Origin of the sequence: Methanogenium organophilum, assembly GCF_026684035.1 — an archaeon.
Lineage (GTDB): Archaea > Halobacteriota > Methanomicrobia > Methanomicrobiales > Methanomicrobiaceae > Methanogenium > Methanogenium organophilum.
The window spans coordinates 668,886-688,084 of the sequence record NZ_CP113361.1; the positions used below are offsets into that span (position 1 = coordinate 668,886).

Here is a 19,199-nt window from a genome sequence, read left to right on the forward strand (position 1 = left end):
AATCACTCCTCAACCGGCATGAAGCCGTATTTTGTCCTCAGCGTGTGGATGCGCTGGATGTATTCAATGTACTCCTCATCATCACGGTATGCAACGCCCGTGAGTGAGTGGAAGATAGTCGAGTGAGCCTTGACCCATGCGTCGTCGAGAGGCTTGCCGACGGCGACAGCACGATCGAGGGGTTCTCCGATCTGGTCTTTCACGTAGGTAACAACGCCATCGTCACCAAGGATACACCTCTGGAGCATGTCGAACATCAGGCCGTCTTCTGCAAGACGGAGTGAGTGTCCGTGCACGGTTGCACCACGGATTGAGGTCAGGGCGGGCTCAAACATTTCGGTCTCGATGAGCCACTTGGAGTATGCCTCGAGGTCACGCTCACGGCACTCGACGATCTGACGACCGGAGAGTGTACCGGGGTCGATACCACGGAAGCGGTAGCATTCTGTGTAGGTTCGCTGGTATGGCTGGGACGGACCGTCATACATGGAGTCTACAAACTGGATGTAACGGACACGGTCTCCGGCCTTTGCACCCTCGGTCGGCTCGACAATCTTACGGATTGGGCAGTCAGGTTCCTGCTGCTCTGCGAGTGGGGGGTGTGCTGTTGGATATGCGGAACCCGGTGCACGGTGACCGAGGACCAGCACAACATCTTCATCAGTTACGTCACGAACTTTGTCAAGTTCAATGCTCGGGTTCATCTGGCGGCGCCTGTTCTCGGCGACGTGGGAAGTTCCCGGGCCATACTGTGGTGTGTATGCCATAATTTTTTCACCTCAATTTGGTTTTTTCATTTCTTTCAATACTGCCTGAACGACTTCAGCTAGTTTATCCCGCGGCGGAGTCTGACCCCGTGTCACACCGCTGACAATAGCTGCCACCTCTCCTTTCGTCCGGATGTGCTCCGGTGGCGGCCTGACATATGCGGTTTTGACGCCGACTTTTGCGAGATCTTCATAGTCAATTGGTGCCTGTGAGACAACAACTGCGCGGACATCGGCCTGTGAGAGAATAAAACGAACCTTTTCAACCACATGGGAACGTACATTCCCGTGATGTAAAATGGCCACCTTATGCTGCTCAATCTGAGATACCTCTTTTCCTGAGAGACCAAAATATGCCCCCAGGACTGAACCGGCAATCTTCGGAGCATCGGCAGGAACACCGCTTCCGGCATTCAGCACAAGCGTGCTTACCGAAAATTCCACACCTTCTCTCCGCAGGGCGGATGTAATATCACACACCGGTTTTGTCACATGGCGCCTCCCGGGCGACATCCCGACAACAATCACATCAGGATGGCGGCACTCTGATATCGTGCCCCGCTGGGCAAGACCTCCGCCTTTACCCATCCCCATGGATTCCCGGCAGTCAACAACCTGTGTTACTCGACCTATTGGCATGATGTACTATCTTCCCTGAATGATTATCGGTCCTTCTTTATTCCGCGGATCTGTAAGCCCGAGCATGCGGGGGTCCGCGTCAGGACCATATTTGGCGTAGTCCACAATCGTCGGCTGGGTTCTCATGTACTTCTTCCCGGTCTGGAGCTGATAGGGAAATTTTGAAAAGAACCGGTCACATAGTGCACGGATTTCTTCAATGACACTCTCGTCACGCACCTCAAGGATGATCGTTCCTACCTGAACATGAAGCTCAAATTCAGATCCGCCAACCGTAATGATTCTCCGGTTGGTGTTAGGGTTGGGTTTCCCCCGTGCAGGCCCGTAAGGAACCGTACGCGGGAGATTGGGACCATTTATCATCATTCGGACAATTCCGGGGATTTTCACAATCTCATTGAGCAGTGATTCCGCGGAGTCCGGCTTGAGCATGCGAAGGGGTGTGATCCGGCACTGGGGATAATCAACGACAGCTTCAGTCATTCAAATCAATACTCTGTTCAGACACCGTCTGCGATATTCTGGATCGGTTTGTTAAACACGTCAATCTGGCCGTATGTCTCGCCCATGATAGCAGAAGTGCCCTCAGGAGTGAACATCTGTGTACCTGCATCAAGTGCACATGCTGCAACAACACACGGAATTGCACAGCCATTTGCGTGGCGTGTTACGACGTGGTTACCGTTAAAGATACCAGGACCACCGCCACCATAGATGGAGTGGCTGAAGAAGGAGAAACCGACAGCAGTTCCCATCACACGGCCGAAGTCAGTGGCCGGGAGACCGGTCTCGTGCTCAAGCAGGTCGTTGAAGTACAGGAGAGTCGAGGAGACTGCCTGTGCGAAACGTCCTGCACCACAGTTGACCATGGTTGCTGCAAGTGTTCCTGCTGCTGCGTATGCGTTCCACAGCATGGGGTCCTTGGTGTCATAGTACTGGAAGTAGCCGCCCTTCTTGCCTGCAATGATGACCTTGTCCTCAATTGCACGCTCAACAAGGGACTGGACAACTGTACCGATAGTACCGGTTGCACCGTTCTCTTTGGTCAGTTCGTAGACGAGGTTGTTTGCGTTAAGACCCTGGTATGCATACTGCAGAAGCATGTGGCGCTCGAACGGGCCGATTGCGCCGCCCATCTCGAACTCTCCTGCGGTTTCGAGGGTAGCTGAGAGAGCTGCACCCTGCATTGCATTTCTGCCGGTCATCATTACATAGTGGTTGACACCGATGTTACGAAGTGCAAAACCGATACCCTCATTGTTCTGTGGAATGTTGAGGACAGAGGTACATCCTGCGCCCGGCATGTCCATCGTGTGGGGGTATCCGCCCCAGCAGGCTGCCTTGACGGTGGATGCGTTGAATGCATCGATGTTAAACTGGTCAACAATTGCATAGGTGGTTGCTGCTGCAACAGATGAGATAGCTGCATCGTAGGTTGCTGCTGCCTCGAGGCGTGCCGCCGGAACCTCAATGAGGAGAAGGTTGCCGCCCTTAAACTCATTTACAACTGTGTCGCCACCTTCAACGTCAACCATCTCTTTGATCTTTGCGACGATTGCGTCTTTGTTGGCCATAATCGGGAGGTCAAGCTCACGACCGGGGATGGTACCCTTGCCGAGTTTACCGGCCTTGAGTCCACCCTCGATACCACCGAGGTTGACTGCGATTGACCTCTTGGTGAGGTCGATGATCTTCTTTGATGCCGGGTTGACGAGAGGGCTGACCTTGTCGATGGTCACACCGCTCTTCAGGAGCTTTCCGTCATCTGAATAGAGATCGATAGTGTCGGAATATTTTGCCATTTATTTTCCTCCAATTACCTTTTTGTGCAATGCATTTCGTTTTCTGAACACAGACAGGAAAAAATCCTGTCGGAAATCGATGATAGTAACTACTGCACGTCCCCGCATGGGACAAGGAGATATACACAATGTCAACATATAAGTATTACTAATGAAGAGAACCATTAATTTATAAAAATAAATCCACAAATGAGATTCTATGAGAAATCAACGGATATTTCAGCGACTATTTTTACCCAGTATTACAAACACAATGTACTCGTAGCACAATATACAACAAATATTACTGTTTTTTATCATTCATATGATGCGCTCCTTTTAAGCCATTTTTTCAAAAATTAACGCACATTTAGCGAAAAACAATACCTATAAAAATGAGAATGACAGAGGAATCAGACATTCCCCCCTCATCCGAAACGGACACTCAATACTGATCTACCACAGAATCTTGCGGGAGTTTGGCACGAACTGATTTTACAATCAGATCAAATCCAATTTCATCAAGCTGATCTGCAAGGAGATGGGTGCCGACTGCCTGCCGGTAGATGCGATACATTGCCTCATCAACTGCCTTTTCTGCTGCTTCAAGGGAGGTAACTGTTACAAGATGCCGCCCTATCTTCGGATGACGACCGCGTCTGCCGCCAAAGGTAATTTCATAGACCGGATCACCAGCAGTAATCACCCCATACGGACAGGTATGCACACAGGCGCCGCAACGGATGCACCGGTCATCATTCAGCACAACAATGCCGTTTTTCACTTCAAGAGCATCTTCCAGGCAATGTTCGACACAGGCACCACATCCCGTGCATCGTTCCGGGTGACGAACAGGCTTAAGAAGACCGGTTATACCCAGTTCACAGAGACGTTCACTCACACACGAATTGGGACATGCTGAGATACCAATTCGGGTCTTTACGGGCATTTCACGGCCAAAATATTTCTGGTCGATACGAAGAGCGAACGGAATGGAATCAATATTTGCAAGACGGCACCGTTCAGTTCCCGGACACGCAGTCACATTGACCACATTCAGGTGTTCTGCACCAAAGGGCGTCCCATTTTCCTCAAGTACTTTTCCAAGCACCTGCAGGTTTTCCTCCGGCACATGCGGAATTTCTACAGTCTGCCGTGTCGTGAGGTGGATACCATCTCCACCATACTTCTCTGCAGCGTCAGCAATGCCCTGTAGCTGATGCGGAGTAATAATGCCTGCGGGGATGCGAAGCCGAACCGTAAATGCCTCTTCTCCGCTCTCCACAATTACCCCACTCTGAGAATCTGGATCATATGAGTGCTTCATTATCTATACCAGTGCTGTCTCCGGAGTATTAATTTTCACGGCATTACCTGAAGCCCAAAGGTCATCAAAACCAATCTGCGCCTATTCCAGGAGGTCATATTGATTTAATTGACATATTAACCCAATTACACCAATAATAATCAGAAATGTGACCCACAGCAGGACAATTAAAATAGTTTACTTCCAGAATTAATTAATTGAAATACATGAAATTCAGATACAGTTCAACGATCTGTCCGTTTTGTTCAACGGGCTGCTCATTTAATATAGCAGTTCGTGACGGAGCAGTTGTAGCATCCGGACCATACCACCGTTCCCCCGTGAATGATGGTAAGACGTGCCCGAAGGGTCATTATGCATATGAAATGATTTCAGGAAACGAGCGGATATATTCACCTCTTATCCGCAAGAATGGTGCTCTGACTGAGTGCAGCTGGGAAGAGGCACTTGCCTATGCCACAAAAAAATTAGCCGAATATGCAGGCCCCGAGATAGGTATTGTTGCATCAGGACATACGACAAACGAAGATATCTATGCCCTGAAGTGTCTCGCAGACATTATGGGTAGCGATAATTTCACATCACCTGCCGCAGTGGGCATTGATGCCGCTGCAGGCAGTATTGCAGACATTGCTGATGCAGACTGCATCGTCGTAGTCGGAAACCTCGCATTATCACACCCTCTTATTGCACGCAGGGTCGCAAACGCAAAGGATAGGGGTGCAAAAGTGACCGTTGTGGATACCTATCTCAGTCCAACTGCCAGGTTGGCCGATGAATTCATTCAGGCAACTCCGGGCAGTGAATGCAAGGCGGTAAAAGAGGCCGCAAAGTTCATTGAAGGAGAGAATGCCTATGTTCTCTTCGGCATCAGTGCAGGAGATGCAGAGGCATCAATCGCTGCGGCAGCACTGAACGTGGCCGAAGACAAGGGGGTGGCATTCTTTGCATTCCCGGCGCAAAGCAATGGCCGTGGCGCCCTTGATATCGGTGCCTTCACTCCTATTGAACGTGTACTTGCCGATAAAACGATCAAGGCGTGGTATATTATGGGAGAGGAAATGGGCGCTGTTGAGGCTGATTTCGTCGTCGTTCAGGATGCATTTATGACCGTAACAGCACAGTACGCTGATGTTGTCCTTCCTGCAGCCGTCTTTGCTGAAACCGAAGGCACAGCCACCAATGCTGAACGCCGTGTCCAGCGTCTTCACCAGGCTACTGAACCAGCCGAAGGTACGAAACCACACTGGAGAATAGTTGCAGATGTTGCGTCCGGTTTGGGAACAGACCTGGAATATGAAACATCAGAAGAAGTCTTTACAGACATTGCCGCCAATGTCAAAGGGTATGACGGCCTCACCTATGCAGCACTCGAAAAAGACGGATTTCTTATTGCACCCCGGAAGGCTTCTGTTAGTGCAGGACCGGAACCTGCATCTGTGAAGACCAGTGACGAATTTCCCATTGTTCTTTCAATGACCCCTACAATCTGGCATGGATTTGGCAGTGCAGGCACATATTCAAAGAACTGTCCGACTCTGGTACAGGAATCCCCTGGCATATGGATTGGTATCAACCCTGACGATGCCAAAGAAAAAGGGCTTCAAAATGGCACAAAGGTTACCGTATCTTCCAATATCGGTGAACTGACAGCTGCCGTAAAGGTGATGAACAGCGTCGCTGTGCGAACCGCAATAATTCCTGCGATGAGAATGAAAGACATCTGTGCCTGTGCAGTCACCGGCGGAAGAAAAACATGTGCAGTACGTATTGAGGAGGTGGCCTGAACATGTCAGCAAAAGGAGATTTTGTATACGCATGGGCATCTGATGCCGGAATGGCAGAGAGAGGAGAGTGCGGAGGTGCGGTATCAACACTTCTGAAATACGCACTGGAGAGTGGAATGGTCGATGCCGTGCTTGCCGTGAAGAAGGGTGTTGACCTCTATGACGCAGTCCCCGCACTCATCACCAACCCGGCAGACGTGGATGAAACCGCCGGATCGCTGCACTGCGGAACCCTGCTGCTCCCGAAACTCATCAAGAAATACTGCGACGGAGCAAAGGACAAAAAGATTGCCGTAACTCTAAAGGGATGCGATGCAAAGGCGATGTATGAACTCGCCAAACGCAACCAGATAAACCTCGACAATGTCATAATGATCGGCCTCAACTGTGGCGGCTCCGTGAGCCCGGTTCAGGCACGAAAGATGATTGCAGAGAAATTTGAGACCGACCCCGACACCGTTATCAAAGAGGAGATTGACAAGGGCCAGTTCATCATCGTCACCGAAGACCACGAGCATAAGGGTATCAAAATTGATGACCTGGAAGAAGAGGGATACGGACGTCGCCCAAACTGCCAGCGCTGTAAGACAAAGATCCCGCGCCAGTGCGATCTTGCATGCGGAAACTGGGGAGTCATCGGAGATAAGGCGGGCAAAGCCACCTTTGTCGAAGTATGCAGTGATAAGGGTGCTGCCCTCCTCGATGCTGCTGCAAAAAACGGTGCCATCGAGACCTGTGAACCTGTCCCTCAAGGACTGGTCATCCGCGGAAAAGTGGAGAATGCCATGCTCAAACTCGGTGACAGATGCCGTGCAGAACAGTTCGAAAAACTGGGTGACAGTGAAGATCGTCTGAAATATATCATGGACAAGACGTCCCGTTGTATTAAATGCTACCAGTGCATTGAAAACTGCCCGATCTGCTACTGTGTTGAATGTTCGACAAAAAAGCCGCACCTCGTCATACCCGGTGAAGTGAATCCGCCCTTTATGTTCCACCTCATCCGGTTCAGTCACATCTCGGACTCATGCATCAACTGTGGACAGTGCGAAGAACTCTGTGCGATGGATATCCCGAATTCGCTCTTCATGCATTCCCTGCAGCTGGAGATGGAGAAGATGTTCGGGTTTGTTCCTGGCATCAACATGGACCTGCCCGTCCTCGCGCTCGTTGAAGAACCCACTGAACGCAGGCGTCTTTCAGACACCGGTGATGACCAGATATTCAATATCTTTTCATAATCCCTACTATTTTTGAATGAAAACAATGCCAAAAAAAAGTTCTGCACGCAACTTCGGCATTTTTTCAATCTCTCTCATATATCCCCACTTACCCCCACTTTTCGGATAAAACCTATGAATAATATCCCTGAATGCTTCACCGGAATTTATCACGGAGAAGATACTCCTCCGGATGGGTAGTATAACAGCAAATATCCGGACGATATATCAGTCCTTCTTTGAGAGTTCATTCATCCTTCGGGTATATGAACGCATAATATCCGTCGAGGTCACAAATCCCAGAAGGATATCAGGATTATCCCGGTCAACAACCGGGAGATGATGAAGGCTCTTCTCCATCATAATAGAAAGGGCCATTTCAAGAGTGGAATCCGGATAAATCGTATAGAGAGACGTATTCATCACGTCCTCAATTATCGGAACGGACTGCCCTTCCGGTTTCGCACTTCTGTGTGTAACAATACCCACAAGTTTCCCGTCTTCACAAACCGGAAATCCCGTGTGTTGCGTCTGATCCATTATGCTGACCATTTTTGCCCAGGAATCATCAGGTGAAAGACAGATCAGATCTTCCCTTTTTTTCATGGCACTCTCTGCGGAAATATCCTCCAGAATCTCAACCTGGTACTCTCCCCGGTGAGCCGGAGACTGTGCCTTTGTTCTCAATTGTTCGACAAAGATTGTTTTCTCTCCCGTAAGAACGTTTGAAACCGCAACAGCACCCATGGCAGGCACCAACAGGGAAAAGTCGTTGGTCATCTCGACAACCATAATCATCACTGAAATAGGAGAATTGGCAATTCCACCGAAAAGAGCGATCATACCCACGATAACAAATGCAGGAACGGATGCGAGCGGCACAATCTGGGGCACCAGACCATGAAGCGTCATTCCAAATGCTCCACCGGCAGCACCGCCAATGGCAAGCCCGGGGGCAAAGACACCTCCGCTGCCTCCTGAACCAATAGTAAATGATGTGGTGAGTATTTTGGTAAAAGGCAGCAGAAGAAGCACACTCAAAGGCAGCATATTGTACATGGCGAGCTGAAGAAATCCATACCCAGTGCCAAGGCTTCCAAGCGCCGTTATCATGGTTTGCGGTGAGATATAGGCAAGAGACACCACAAGTACAGCAATCAGAAATGCTCCGGCGACCGGTTTGAGATATTTCGGCAACCGGTATTTCTCAAAAACTTTGTTGAACGTTCGTTTCGTTCCATAAAAGGTCGAAATATACAATAACCCGACAAATGCACTGATTGCTCCCAGCACAAGGAAGAGGGGAATCTGTGCAATTTCCCACTGAATTCCCACCGCGCCAAAGACAGGGTCATATCCTTCAAAGAACCCAAATATCGAATATCCAATTATTGATGCCAGAAATGAAGGCATGATTGCTTCTGATTCAAAGTCACGCGTATAGAGAATCTCTGCGGCGAGTATCGCACCACCCAGTGGTGCTTTGAATATTGTACCGATACCGGCACCAATTCCTGTTGCAAGGGCAATTCTTCGTTCCCGGGGTGAAAGTTTTAGTGCATCAGCAGCAATCGAACCGAATCCCGCCGATATCTGTGCCGTAGGACCTTCTCTTCCGGCACTTCCACCAGTTGATATCGTGAGAATGGAGGCAACTGCCTTAACCAAAGGAACCCTCCAGCGTATCTTACCTTCACCGTGAAATGCCTTTATCGCCGCATCGGTACCGTGCCCTTCGGCTTCAGGAGCAAATTTATACACAAGGAGCCCGGAAAGAAAGGCTCCACCACATATTACCGGGAAAATCAACCAGATAAGCGCCGGAGGAGCCCACCCGGATATACTTTCAATTGACTGACCTTCCATGGGATAATGATAGCCAAAAAGACTGTCCATCACAAAATGGGTGCCGAACTTGAGCCCCCAAAAGAAAAGCAATGCACCAATTCCGGAAATGATGCCAACGACTATCCCTATCAGCATTATCTTTCTAAATGAAGAGGAATTGTCAACCGTTGACATAAACTGAGAGATAGTTTTGTTCCCGATATAATTAGAACATTATTATTTTTTTACGCCATTTGTTATGCAATTTCGATGAAAAATATCTCCTTAATACCCATACATCACATGCACAATCTTCCGCCAAATCAGCCTCATCGTTATCGTGTACCGAACATATCCTTTCCGGAAAGAGTGTTCCGGATTCTTCAGAACATGCGTCACTATACTAAAAAATGCAGATAAACTGCAACAATAAAAAAAGGATTTAGTATTTCATGTATAGCTGACCGTAGATGACTTCGCCCTTGCGCTTAGGATGACGTTCGCCCATATCTCCCTCATACAGAGCAAAATGTCCTTCCTCACCATCTACTTCAAGGTCAACATCATTGCGATACTGGAACCCTGGCATCATTACATCAATGTCACCATAGACGTAAATCGTTCCTTTCACCATCTGTCCGCCGACACGACTCTTTGCATCGCCTTTGACGATGATCGTGCCGCCTTCCATGTGTGTTCCGACATGCACGTCGATGTCGCCACCGACAATGATCGTGCCGCCACGCATGAACGTACCGACATCACTGCCGGCATTGCCGCTGACCCGGATCTCTCCGCCCTGCATACCACGCCAGTCGCCACGGTATGCTGCACCGAGATAATTGCCTGCGTTTCCGTTGACAATCAGCTCGCCGCCGGTCATGCCAAGACCTGCGAATGCATCGATGTCGCCATTGACGGTGATCTTTCCACCAGCCATCCAGCTGCCGACATACATGTCTGCATTGCCATTAACAACAACCTCGCCCGCGGTCATCTTCATGCCAATGTATTTCACACGACTGACATCACCATTGATGACAATCGTGGTGTCTGCTGCCGCCTGCCCACCTTCACCCTCAACGGTGAAGTAGTCACCGAGGGTGACTGTGGTCTTGCCAACAAAGGCATGCAGTGCTGCAATCTCCTGTGCATTCTTCCCTGCAAAGACATCGGGTGTGATGTTCTCTGCCTCAAGGAAGAGTGTGGGGGTCTGGGTTGGGATAAGAGTTACTTTTGCCATATCTCCGTCACCTCACCTGGTTGCATCGACCTCGATGACATACGGATTCGGCACAAAGTGGTGTCCCTCAACCGTGTAGTTGTTCTGCGTCACGGTGTAATACCGGCGGAACTTCTCTGCAATGTCGCGCTCGACCATTGGGTTTTCATTGACCTTGGCATCGACCCAGAAGGTACGCTTGTTGCCCATGTCAACGATTTCACCCTCCTTGACAATCATTCTGCCGCCCTTGATGAGATAAGCTGCATTACCGAATGCATACTCAATCTTCTCAGGGTCGTCAGTATCAGTCTCAGGGTTGTACGGATAGACAGCGACATCACCCTCAAGACCTGCCTTGAGTGAACCGAACATGTGACCAAGACCAAGGGTCTTTGCCGGTCCTGCACGGGTCATCATGGCAAGTTCGTAGAGTGAGATCTCACGGTCGATTTCACCGATGTAACACCGCTCGCGGATCTTGTCTCCGTACTTGAGGGTGTTGTCAAGCATGTCGTCACGTGCCTTTGCACTCATGAGCCACTTGTAGACACGCGGGTAGCGGCACAGCGGTCCTGCATTGGGTGCATCGGTTGTGATATATGCACGCATTGGGTCCTTGATGAAGAGACCACACTCAAGACCGACTGCCCACTGGGCACCGGCGATGAATGTCTTCGGGTTGTAGATGAACGGAACAATACCGGACCCGGTCTCAAGCTCCACATCTGTGTTTGCCCACTTGAGGTTGTTCATGTGGGAGAGGTGGTGCTCGAACGGACCGTCTGCTGTCATCGTGGTGGTCTCGTCAAGGGTTACGACACCAAGGTCGTAGCTGATGTTGTCAACAGAGTTGATATACTCAACAACTTCCTTGGACTTGGACTCAAAGGACTTGGATGCATAGCTTTCACCGCCGTAGCAGTGGAACTGCAGGTGCGTGTTGTGCAGCACAACTTCACGGCCAAAGTCATTCTGTGGACTGTAGTCCTCTGCGATCTTCAGTGTGTCAAGGGTGATTTCGTAGTTGCCGGGTTCACCAAGACTGTTGCCATGCACATGCATACAGTGCGGAAGGCCGAGGTACTCGTTTGCTGCGATGAGGCCGGAGACGATCTGGCGCGGAGTCACGTCAAAGTACGGGACCACGTCGTCAACTGTCTCACAGTTCATTCCCCATCCCCAGGACTCGGTACCGCCGGGGTTCACACACTTGACGCCGAATCCCTTGGTCTGGTTGAGAAGCCATGCAATGTATGCGGCGGTATTCTCAATCTCGTTCTCCTTGAGGTACTCAAGGACAAACCAGTTGTTACCAAAGACCGGGAGTGCTCCCTGGTCGATGATTGGGGTGTCGCGGATCTCCTCGTGGGTATGGCGTGCATACAGAGGCGGCATTGCTGCCTCCATGGAGAAGCCAAATCCCATACGTGCATACAGGTATGCGGTTCTGAGAACGGTAGGGACGGAAAATCCACCCTCCATGCGCTTCAAACCGCTGCCTGCAGCAGCATTGAAGAGTTTATCTTCCGGACGGAAATTCCGGCCGACGTTCACCTTAGGGCCTGCAACATGTGCATGAACGTCAACACCTGCCGCCATCACGGTCATACCGGTGGCATCGATGATAGTCGGCTTTGTGACATCGCCTGCATCGACCATCTTGCCGTCTTTAATGGCGACATCAACTTTGTCTCCGTTAATCCCCTGTATGGGGTCGTAGACAAAACCATTTTTGATGAGATACTCTGTCATGATTATGCTGCCCCCTTCAGTTCGCGTACGCGGGTAAGGACCTTCTGGAGGAACTCCTCATCTGTGAGCATTCCCTCTGGGGGTTCGACGACCTTTCTGGTCTCAATCGGGACATTGTCCATACGATATGCACAACCACCGACTTCAACACCCACAAATGCCACCGGGACATGTAGCTTTGAGACAGCGGATGTCGGGGTGATATGTGGGTCGATACAGACTGATGGAAGCTGTGCAATTTTCTTCACGGAACCAACCGGGAAGTGTGCACCGGGGTCTGATCCAAGGACAAAGACCGCATCCACTTCGTCACGAATAAGCAGGTCATTGGATGATGAATCACCGGGGTTGTACCGGGCGAATCCACGGGTCAGGTCAAGACAGAACGGGAATCCGAACTGCCATCCCCATACCTGTCCGGAGCCGGTCACATTGTAATGGCCCCGCATCGGTACGATGGCTGCTTTTGTATAGTCATTGAGGTCACGGGTGACCGCAATTGCAATATCGATGTTGTGATTCTTCCCGAGTGAGTGGGTCACACCCATTCCGAAGAAGATAACCGTAAACCGACCGGACCGAAGAGTCTCTGCGGTCTCGTAAATCTGTTCTTTAGGTATACCTGCAACGAAATCCGGAAGTGCCTCGCCACGGAGAGCAACCCGGATTGCACTCAGGAGCTCATAGTCATGGCCCTGTTCAAGCTGGAGATGTACATCTGCCATCTTGGCGGTATCGGTGTTGCGTGGATCTACCACGAACATCTTCCTTGACTTTGAACCCTTGCCGGTAAAGAAACCACGGGGGAATATTGAGTACCGCGACATGTGACGCGGGTGTGCATGTGCCGGGTTGCATCCCCAGAAGACCACACGGTCTGCACGGTTCGCAATCTCACCGAGAGTCGCTGAGGGTACACCTACATCCTGCACAGCAATCAGGGTTGAACCGTGACAGACAGTAGCGGTGTTGTCCATGCATGCGCCGACAATCTCACCGATCTCTGACCCGGTTCCCTGTGCAGTACAGCTTGTTGATGACCAGCCATACATCAGTGGCTTCTTGGCATCAACGAGCAGATTTGCGGTATATTCAACTGCCTCATCATATGTTACTTCTTTCCAGGAGCCGTCTTCCTGCTTCATCTGTGGGCGGGTTACACGATCCTTTGCCTGGGAATGGAGAAACTTTGTTGCTCCAATGGTGCAGGCATTGTACACCTCGAGGATCTCCTCTCCGTCATCGGAGAGGGCGACCTCAAGATCATCGCAGAGCGTCCCGCAGAACGGGCAGACGACATCTGTTACTATTTTCGCCATTTTTACACCGCCTATAAGCACTCCTCTGTAATCAGAGCAATGGCATCAAGGACCACTTCATCCTCAGCGACGTCAACCGTCACTGGGGTGCCCTTAAATGTTGGCATCCCGGTAGAGTAGGTGTTGGGGTTAACAACTGCATTGGCCCACGGTCCCATAGGGATCCACCCGAGCCCGGGGTGCGGGCCCTGGGTTGCGCCAATTGCCTTGACAACAACACTCCCAAATTCACTGGAAACACGAACATTCGTGTTCTTGAAGCACCCGAGACGCTTAAACTCAGCGTCATCGAGTTCGAGGATCCCGCAGGCATCCCGATAGGCAAGTTTCTCCTTGCCGTTTTCCATCGAGACGCCCTGCTGGATCGTCCTACCTGAAATCAGGTTTATCTGAATAGCTGCCACACCTTCATCTCCGATTCAGTTATCTCTCGTACTTCTTAAGCGGACTTGGGCCAAGTTCTGTGACCGTTTTGACAACATCTTCCATGACCATTCCCCACTTTGCACCCTCGGATGCAGAGACGAAGGTCATTCTCAGACGGTTGTCATCAAGACCGATATTCTTCAGGAGGTTCTTTACGAGGAACATGCGCTTGGCACACTTGTAGTTGCCCTCAAGGTAGTGGCAGTCACCGAAGTGGCACCCTGAGATGAGCATTCCATCAGCACCATCCTGGAACGCCTTCATAATGAAGAGCGGGTCGACACGACCGGTACACATCACACGGATTGCACGGACATCTGGCGGGTACTGAATACGGGCACCGCCGGCAAGGTCTGCACCTGCGTATGAACACCAGTTACAGATGATTGCGATAATCTTTGGCTTCCAGTTCTCATCTGTCATTACTGCTCCCCTCCCTCAAGAAGGAATGCGTCTATCTGAGCACAAATCTGTGGTGAAGTAAAGTGCTGCATTCTGATTGCACCGCCAGGACAGAATCCTCCGCAGGTACCACAGCCCTTACACTTTGCTTCGGTAACTTCCATCACTGTACGACCATTCTTCTCAACAAGATCAAGTGCACCATACGGGCACTGATTCAGACACATACCACAACCTGCACAAAGGTCATCAACACACTGTGCGAAGTACGGTTCAAGCTGCACTTCTCCGGTGTGGATTGGAATCGATGCTGCGGATGCTGCACCCTCTGCCTGTGCGACGGTGTCAGGAATATCCTTTGGTGCCTGACAGACACCGGCGAGGTAAATACCTGCAGTGGTAGTGCCACACGGGTTGAGTTTCGGGTGAGCCTCAAGGAGCCATCCGTCCTGTGACTTGGAGACACCGAACATCTGGCGGATCTTCTCTGCTTCAGGCTTTGGCTGAATAGCTGCGGCGAGGACAACCATGTCCATCTCCATCGAGACAGGTCTGCCGAGCAGTGTGTCTTCGGTATTTACGATGAGGTTCTTTGTGATCGGGTCTTCCAGAATGTTTGCCACACGACCGCGGATGAACTTTGCACCCTCGTTCTGGATACGGTAGTAGAACTCCTCGTACATCTTTCCGAATGAACGGATATCCATGTAGAAGATGTAAGGCACTGCACCGGGGATCTTTTCCATGATCTGATGAGCGTGCTTCAGGGAGTACATACAGCAGAAACGTGAACAGTACGGTTTGTTCACACCGCCGGTGTTGTCACGGGAACCTGCACAGAGCACGAAACCGACCTTCATCGGGGTCTGCCCGTCAGATGGACGAATCAGGTGACCGCCGGTTGGACCGGATGCACAGATCAGGCGCTCGAACTCAAGACCGGTGATGACATTGTCATACTGCTTGTAGCCCCATTCTCTCTTCTCCTCGATTGGGATGTAGTCGTATCCGATTGCAATGATACAGGTACCGACTTTGATCTGCTCAAAGGTGTCGACACTTTCAAGGTCAATCGCACGCTTCTCAGGACCGCATGCATCAACACAGAGACCACACTTCACACAGGAGTCGAAGTCAATGGTGTACTGCAGAGGCATAACCTGCGGGTGGTAAATGTAAATTGCCTTCCTTGGTGCCATGCCAAACTCGAATGGGTTCGGTTTGATGACAGGACAGACTTCTGCACAGTCACCACAGCCGTTACAGCCGCCACCGACAATGCCGCGTGCTTCTGCTTCGGTTGGGTCAAGGACACCACGTGCCTTTTTCCGGAGGGTGATCGTGAAGTTTCCGATGTAACCCTCAACATTCTCAACTTCCGTATAGGTCCTGAGTTCAATGTTGGGGTGACGTCCGACATCCACCATCTTTGGGGTCAGGATACACTGTGAACAGTCAAGTGTCGGGAAGGTCTTGTCGAGCTGGGACATACGTCCACCAACAGTCGGAGCCTTCTCAACGAGATATGTCTTGATACCTGCGCTTGCAAGGTCGAGTGCTGCCTGCATACCGCCGACACCGCCACCAAGGACAAGTGCGGAATGCTCCACTGGAACACTCTTCGGCTGGAGGTCTTCGAGCATCCGGGCCTTTGCGACAGCAATAAGCACCTGGTCCTTTGCCTTGTCGGTTGCGCCCTTCCAGTCGTGCATGTGCACCCATGAATTCTGGTCACGGATATTTGCCATCTCAAACCGGAACTTGTTCAGTCCACCTTCTTCGGTTGCGGTACGGAAGGTTGGCTCGTGGAGACGCGGAGAACATGCTGCAACGACAACGCCGTTCAGGTTGTGTTCTGCTATTGCATCAATAATCTTTGATTGTCCGGGAGTTGAACACATATACTGGTATTCATCCGCGACAACAACACCATCGAGGCTTTCTGCGTACTCTTTGACCTCTTCGATTGAGAGGGAACCTGCGATGTTTGTACCGCAGTGACAGATAAATACGCCAATTCGTGGTTCTTCTTTAGTTTCAGCCATTCATTTCACCTCTCAAAGGATTTTCTCCAGGAATGGTTTACAGTCGATAGCATGCAGATCAAGAGCAAGCTCCTGCGGAGTCATACCCTGTGCAAGACCGAGGAGTTCATTGAAGTGAAGAACCGGAAGGTCGTATGTCTGACCAAACTTCTCCTGAATTTCAACCTGACCACGGTCATACTGAAGCTGACAGAACGGACATACCTCAGTGAGTGCATCCGCACCTACTTCCTGCAGGTTAATGAGTTTCTCATTGGTAATATCCAGTGAGTGTGTCAGATCGTATCCACGGACACCGCCGCCGGCACCACAGCACTGCATCTTATTGCGGTACTGAACTGCCTCTGCACCAAGTGCCTCAACAAGCTCATCGATCCACATGGGGTTTTCGGTATCACCGAAGTGGCGCTCTTTCTGGGGCTTCATCAGGTGGCATCCATAGTGAACTGCAATTTTGGTCCCGGTAAGGGGGCGTGTCACGGTTGATGCAAGCTTGTCAACACCACAGATCTTGTCGTCATAATAGAGTTCTGCAAGGTGCCAGACATCAATGGAACCCTTGAATTCCATGTCGGCTTCTGCAAGCACTTCGTTCACACCGTCACGGAGTTCATCGTCGTGCTTAAGGATGTGGTTGACTTCCCAGATGGACTTGTAACATCCGTTACAGATGAGCGTGATGTCCATGTTCATCTGTTCTGCAAGCACGATGTTGCGTGCAGCGAGTGCGTACCAGACCTTCAGGTCAATGGCACCAAATGCACCAGGTGCAGGACAGCAGCCTGCACCGTTCAGCGGAAGAAGCTCGATACCGACCTTTGCACTGGTCTTGATAGCTGCGGCTTCACAGCCGGGGTACCGGTTGGGTGCGATGCAGCCGAGGAAGAACGCGTACTGACGCATGTTTCCTGACATTTACTGACCCTCCTCTGCGAGAATCCGGTCTGCGTTCTCTTTCATCTTGTAGAAATCCATAATCTTCTGAATTCCAGGAATATACTCGGGGTAACTGTGTGTCGTTGCCGGGTCTCTCGTCAGCCCAAGTTTCTCGCGGGCTGCACGGTTGACGTCATTATTGGGCACACCGTGTCCGGTGTTGTAGATCAGCTGGACGGTTTTGAGGAAGTTGCGTGGCACAATATCATATTTGAACGCAAGGTTTCTCATTGCCATGATTACATCAGTCGGTGCAAGGTCACGCGGACAGCGGTCTGTACAGGAATAACAGGTGGTACAGAGCCACAGGTCCGGGTCATTGAGTGCTTCCTGCTCGAGGCCCAGCACTCCTTTTCTCATAAAGAGACGAATCCGATATGAACTCCGGGGTGCAGACGGACATGAACCTGTGCATGTTCCACACTGGAAACACATATTGGCAGCCGTACGACTGATTTTCTTCACATCTTCGAGAAACTGAGGATTTGAATCATCAGTATAATAACTCGTATCTCTGAGTTTCTCTTCCAGTTCGGCATTGCCGTAATCTTTTACTCTTGCCATTTCCTTTTCCTCACGCGGTTTCCATCATCTTGAGTTCAACCTCGTCACGTGCATCCTCTTTTACTTTAGAGGTACGGGGAGTGCAGAGCTTGTCCTTGATTTTAAGGAAGAGATCCGTCTCTTTGCCCTTCACACGGATGCCAGTACGCTTCAGAGTAATGATGTCCTCACCGGGGCATGCATTCACGCAGGCGCCACAGAGAATACAGAGGTCCTTATTGACTGCAATCACAGGCTCGTTTTCGCCCTTCAGGTCCTTTGCTGCCTTCGGGGTCGGGAGATAGATTGCATTTGCGGGACATACCTCAACACAGGTGGAACACCCGGCAGGGCACTTGTCTGCATTGAACTCGATGTCACCTTCAAAGATCTTCTCAACGGTGATTGCCTCGGCAGGACAGTTGATGTCACACCAGCGGCAGGTACAGCAGTTCTCTTCGAGAATCTCGACCTTTCCACTGAGCTTGGCGGATTCTACCTCACGCTCAACTTTGATTGCATCTTCAGGGCATGCCTCGACACAGACCTGACAGGCGTCACAAAGCTTCTCGTCCCAGACAACATCGCCTACGACTGCGCCAGATTCTGCGGAGAAGGGTTTGCGCTTCACATCAATTGCAGGACAGAGTTCTGCACAGATGCCACAGCGGGTACACTTCTCATCGTCAACGGTGAAAGTGGTCTTTGCTGCGATTGCGGTCTGCTTTCCTGCTGCTCCCTCAACCGTTCCCTCAAACACAGGGACTTCACGGCTGATGGCATCGCGGGGACATACGTCCTCACAGATCGTACATTTAACGCACTTGTCCTGGTCAATCTCTGTGACCATATCATATTCAGGGAACCCTTCGCGCTCAACAATCGGAAGGGCTTCCTCGCCGTCAATTTTGAGTGTCAGGGAATTGAACGGGCACATTACAACACAGACGCCACAGTATGAGCACTTTTTCTCATCAATGTTAATGGGCTCTGCGTAGTCAACTACACCACGACGAACAGCACCTACCAGTCCAAGACTGATTGCTTCCTCTGGGCAGGCTTCTGCACAGATTCCGCATCCGGTACACGTCTGTCCGTTTAGAATCAGGTTGTTAACGTTCTTGAGGAGCTTCTGCTCCATAATGACGTTAACGCCATCTCTCTTTTTGGAGAATTTCGGGAAGAATGTATCCATGTTAAAAC

General features: G+C 50.7%; 17 protein-coding genes. 2 read left to right on the forward strand and 15 right to left on the reverse strand.

The window, feature by feature from the left end:
- Window positions 1-2 precede the first annotated feature (2 nt).
- The 5 genes from mcrG to OU421_RS03535 form a co-directional block, all read right to left on the reverse strand.
- Window positions 3-767, reverse strand: a complete 765-nt coding sequence (gene mcrG, locus OU421_RS03515) for a coenzyme-B sulfoethylthiotransferase subunit gamma (RefSeq protein ID WP_268187228.1) — start codon at window positions 765-767, stop codon at window positions 3-5.
- Between the two features lie 12 nt (window positions 768-779).
- Window positions 780-1,406 carry a methyl-coenzyme M reductase I operon protein C gene (mcrC, locus tag OU421_RS03520; RefSeq protein WP_268187229.1) on the reverse strand — a complete coding sequence of 209 codons (627 nt, stop codon included), beginning with the start codon at window positions 1,404-1,406 and terminating at the stop codon, window positions 780-782.
- 6 nt (window positions 1,407-1,412) lie between these two features.
- Window positions 1,413-1,889, reverse strand: coding sequence for a methyl-coenzyme M reductase operon protein D (gene mcrD, locus OU421_RS03525; protein WP_268187230.1), 477 nt, complete (start codon window positions 1,887-1,889; stop codon window positions 1,413-1,415).
- A 17-nt stretch (window positions 1,890-1,906) separates the two neighbouring features.
- A complete protein-coding gene (mcrB, locus tag OU421_RS03530; protein WP_268187231.1) occupies window positions 1,907-3,208 on the reverse strand; it encodes a coenzyme-B sulfoethylthiotransferase subunit beta in 1,302 nt (433 codons plus the stop codon).
- Between the two features lie 424 nt (window positions 3,209-3,632).
- A complete protein-coding gene (locus OU421_RS03535; protein WP_268187232.1) occupies window positions 3,633-4,514 on the reverse strand; it encodes a 4Fe-4S binding protein in 882 nt (293 codons plus the stop codon).
- Between the two features lie 206 nt (window positions 4,515-4,720).
- Between OU421_RS03535 and OU421_RS03540 the strand changes: the two genes are divergently transcribed.
- Both OU421_RS03540 and OU421_RS03545 read left to right on the forward strand, forming a co-directional pair.
- Window positions 4,721-6,301, forward strand: coding sequence for a molybdopterin oxidoreductase family protein (locus tag OU421_RS03540; protein ID WP_268187233.1), 1,581 nt, complete (start codon window positions 4,721-4,723; stop codon window positions 6,299-6,301).
- A 2-nt stretch (window positions 6,302-6,303) separates the two neighbouring features.
- Window positions 6,304-7,542 (forward strand): Coenzyme F420 hydrogenase/dehydrogenase, beta subunit C-terminal domain, encoded by a 1,239-nt coding sequence (locus tag OU421_RS03545; RefSeq protein WP_268187234.1) that lies wholly within the window; start codon window positions 6,304-6,306, stop codon window positions 7,540-7,542.
- Between the two features lie 207 nt (window positions 7,543-7,749).
- Here the strand turns inward: OU421_RS03545 and OU421_RS03550 are convergent, their stop codons facing one another.
- The 10 genes from OU421_RS03550 to OU421_RS03595 form a co-directional block, all read right to left on the reverse strand.
- Window positions 7,750-9,543 (reverse strand): chloride channel protein, encoded by a 1,794-nt coding sequence (locus tag OU421_RS03550; RefSeq protein WP_268187235.1) that lies wholly within the window; start codon window positions 9,541-9,543, stop codon window positions 7,750-7,752.
- A 247-nt stretch (window positions 9,544-9,790) separates the two neighbouring features.
- Entirely contained in the window at window positions 9,791-10,591 is an 801-nt protein-coding gene (locus OU421_RS03555; RefSeq protein WP_268187236.1) for a formylmethanofuran dehydrogenase subunit C, read from the reverse strand.
- Window positions 10,592-10,603: 12 nt separating this feature from the next.
- Window positions 10,604-12,325: a formylmethanofuran dehydrogenase subunit A gene (locus OU421_RS03560; protein ID WP_268187237.1), complete on the reverse strand. Its 1,722-nt coding sequence runs from the start codon at window positions 12,323-12,325 to the stop codon at window positions 10,604-10,606.
- A gap of 2 nt (window positions 12,326-12,327) precedes the next feature.
- Window positions 12,328-13,644, reverse strand: coding sequence for a formylmethanofuran dehydrogenase subunit B (locus OU421_RS03565; protein ID WP_268187238.1), 1,317 nt, complete (start codon window positions 13,642-13,644; stop codon window positions 12,328-12,330).
- An 11-nt stretch (window positions 13,645-13,655) separates the two neighbouring features.
- Window positions 13,656-14,048 carry a molybdopterin dinucleotide binding domain-containing protein gene (locus OU421_RS03570; RefSeq protein ID WP_268187239.1) on the reverse strand — a complete coding sequence of 131 codons (393 nt, stop codon included), beginning with the start codon at window positions 14,046-14,048 and terminating at the stop codon, window positions 13,656-13,658.
- Between the two features lie 19 nt (window positions 14,049-14,067).
- Window positions 14,068-14,493 (reverse strand): hydrogenase iron-sulfur subunit, encoded by a 426-nt coding sequence (locus tag OU421_RS03575; protein WP_268187240.1) that lies wholly within the window; start codon window positions 14,491-14,493, stop codon window positions 14,068-14,070.
- Window positions 14,493-16,517, reverse strand: a complete 2,025-nt coding sequence (locus tag OU421_RS03580; RefSeq protein WP_268187241.1) for a CoB--CoM heterodisulfide reductase iron-sulfur subunit A family protein — start codon at window positions 16,515-16,517, stop codon at window positions 14,493-14,495. The genes OU421_RS03575 and OU421_RS03580 overlap by 1 nt, the downstream gene beginning before the upstream one ends.
- 12 nt (window positions 16,518-16,529) lie before the next feature.
- Complete coding sequence (gene hdrB, locus OU421_RS03585; protein WP_268187242.1) at window positions 16,530-17,432, reverse strand: CoB--CoM heterodisulfide reductase subunit B; 903 nt, start codon at window positions 17,430-17,432, stop codon at window positions 16,530-16,532.
- A complete protein-coding gene (gene hdrC, locus OU421_RS03590; protein WP_268187243.1) occupies window positions 17,433-18,017 on the reverse strand; it encodes a CoB--CoM heterodisulfide reductase subunit C in 585 nt (194 codons plus the stop codon).
- Between the two features lie 10 nt (window positions 18,018-18,027).
- A complete protein-coding gene (locus OU421_RS03595) occupies window positions 18,028-19,191 on the reverse strand; it encodes a 4Fe-4S binding protein (RefSeq protein ID WP_268187244.1) in 1,164 nt (387 codons plus the stop codon).
- Window positions 19,192-19,199: the final 8 nt, after the last annotated feature.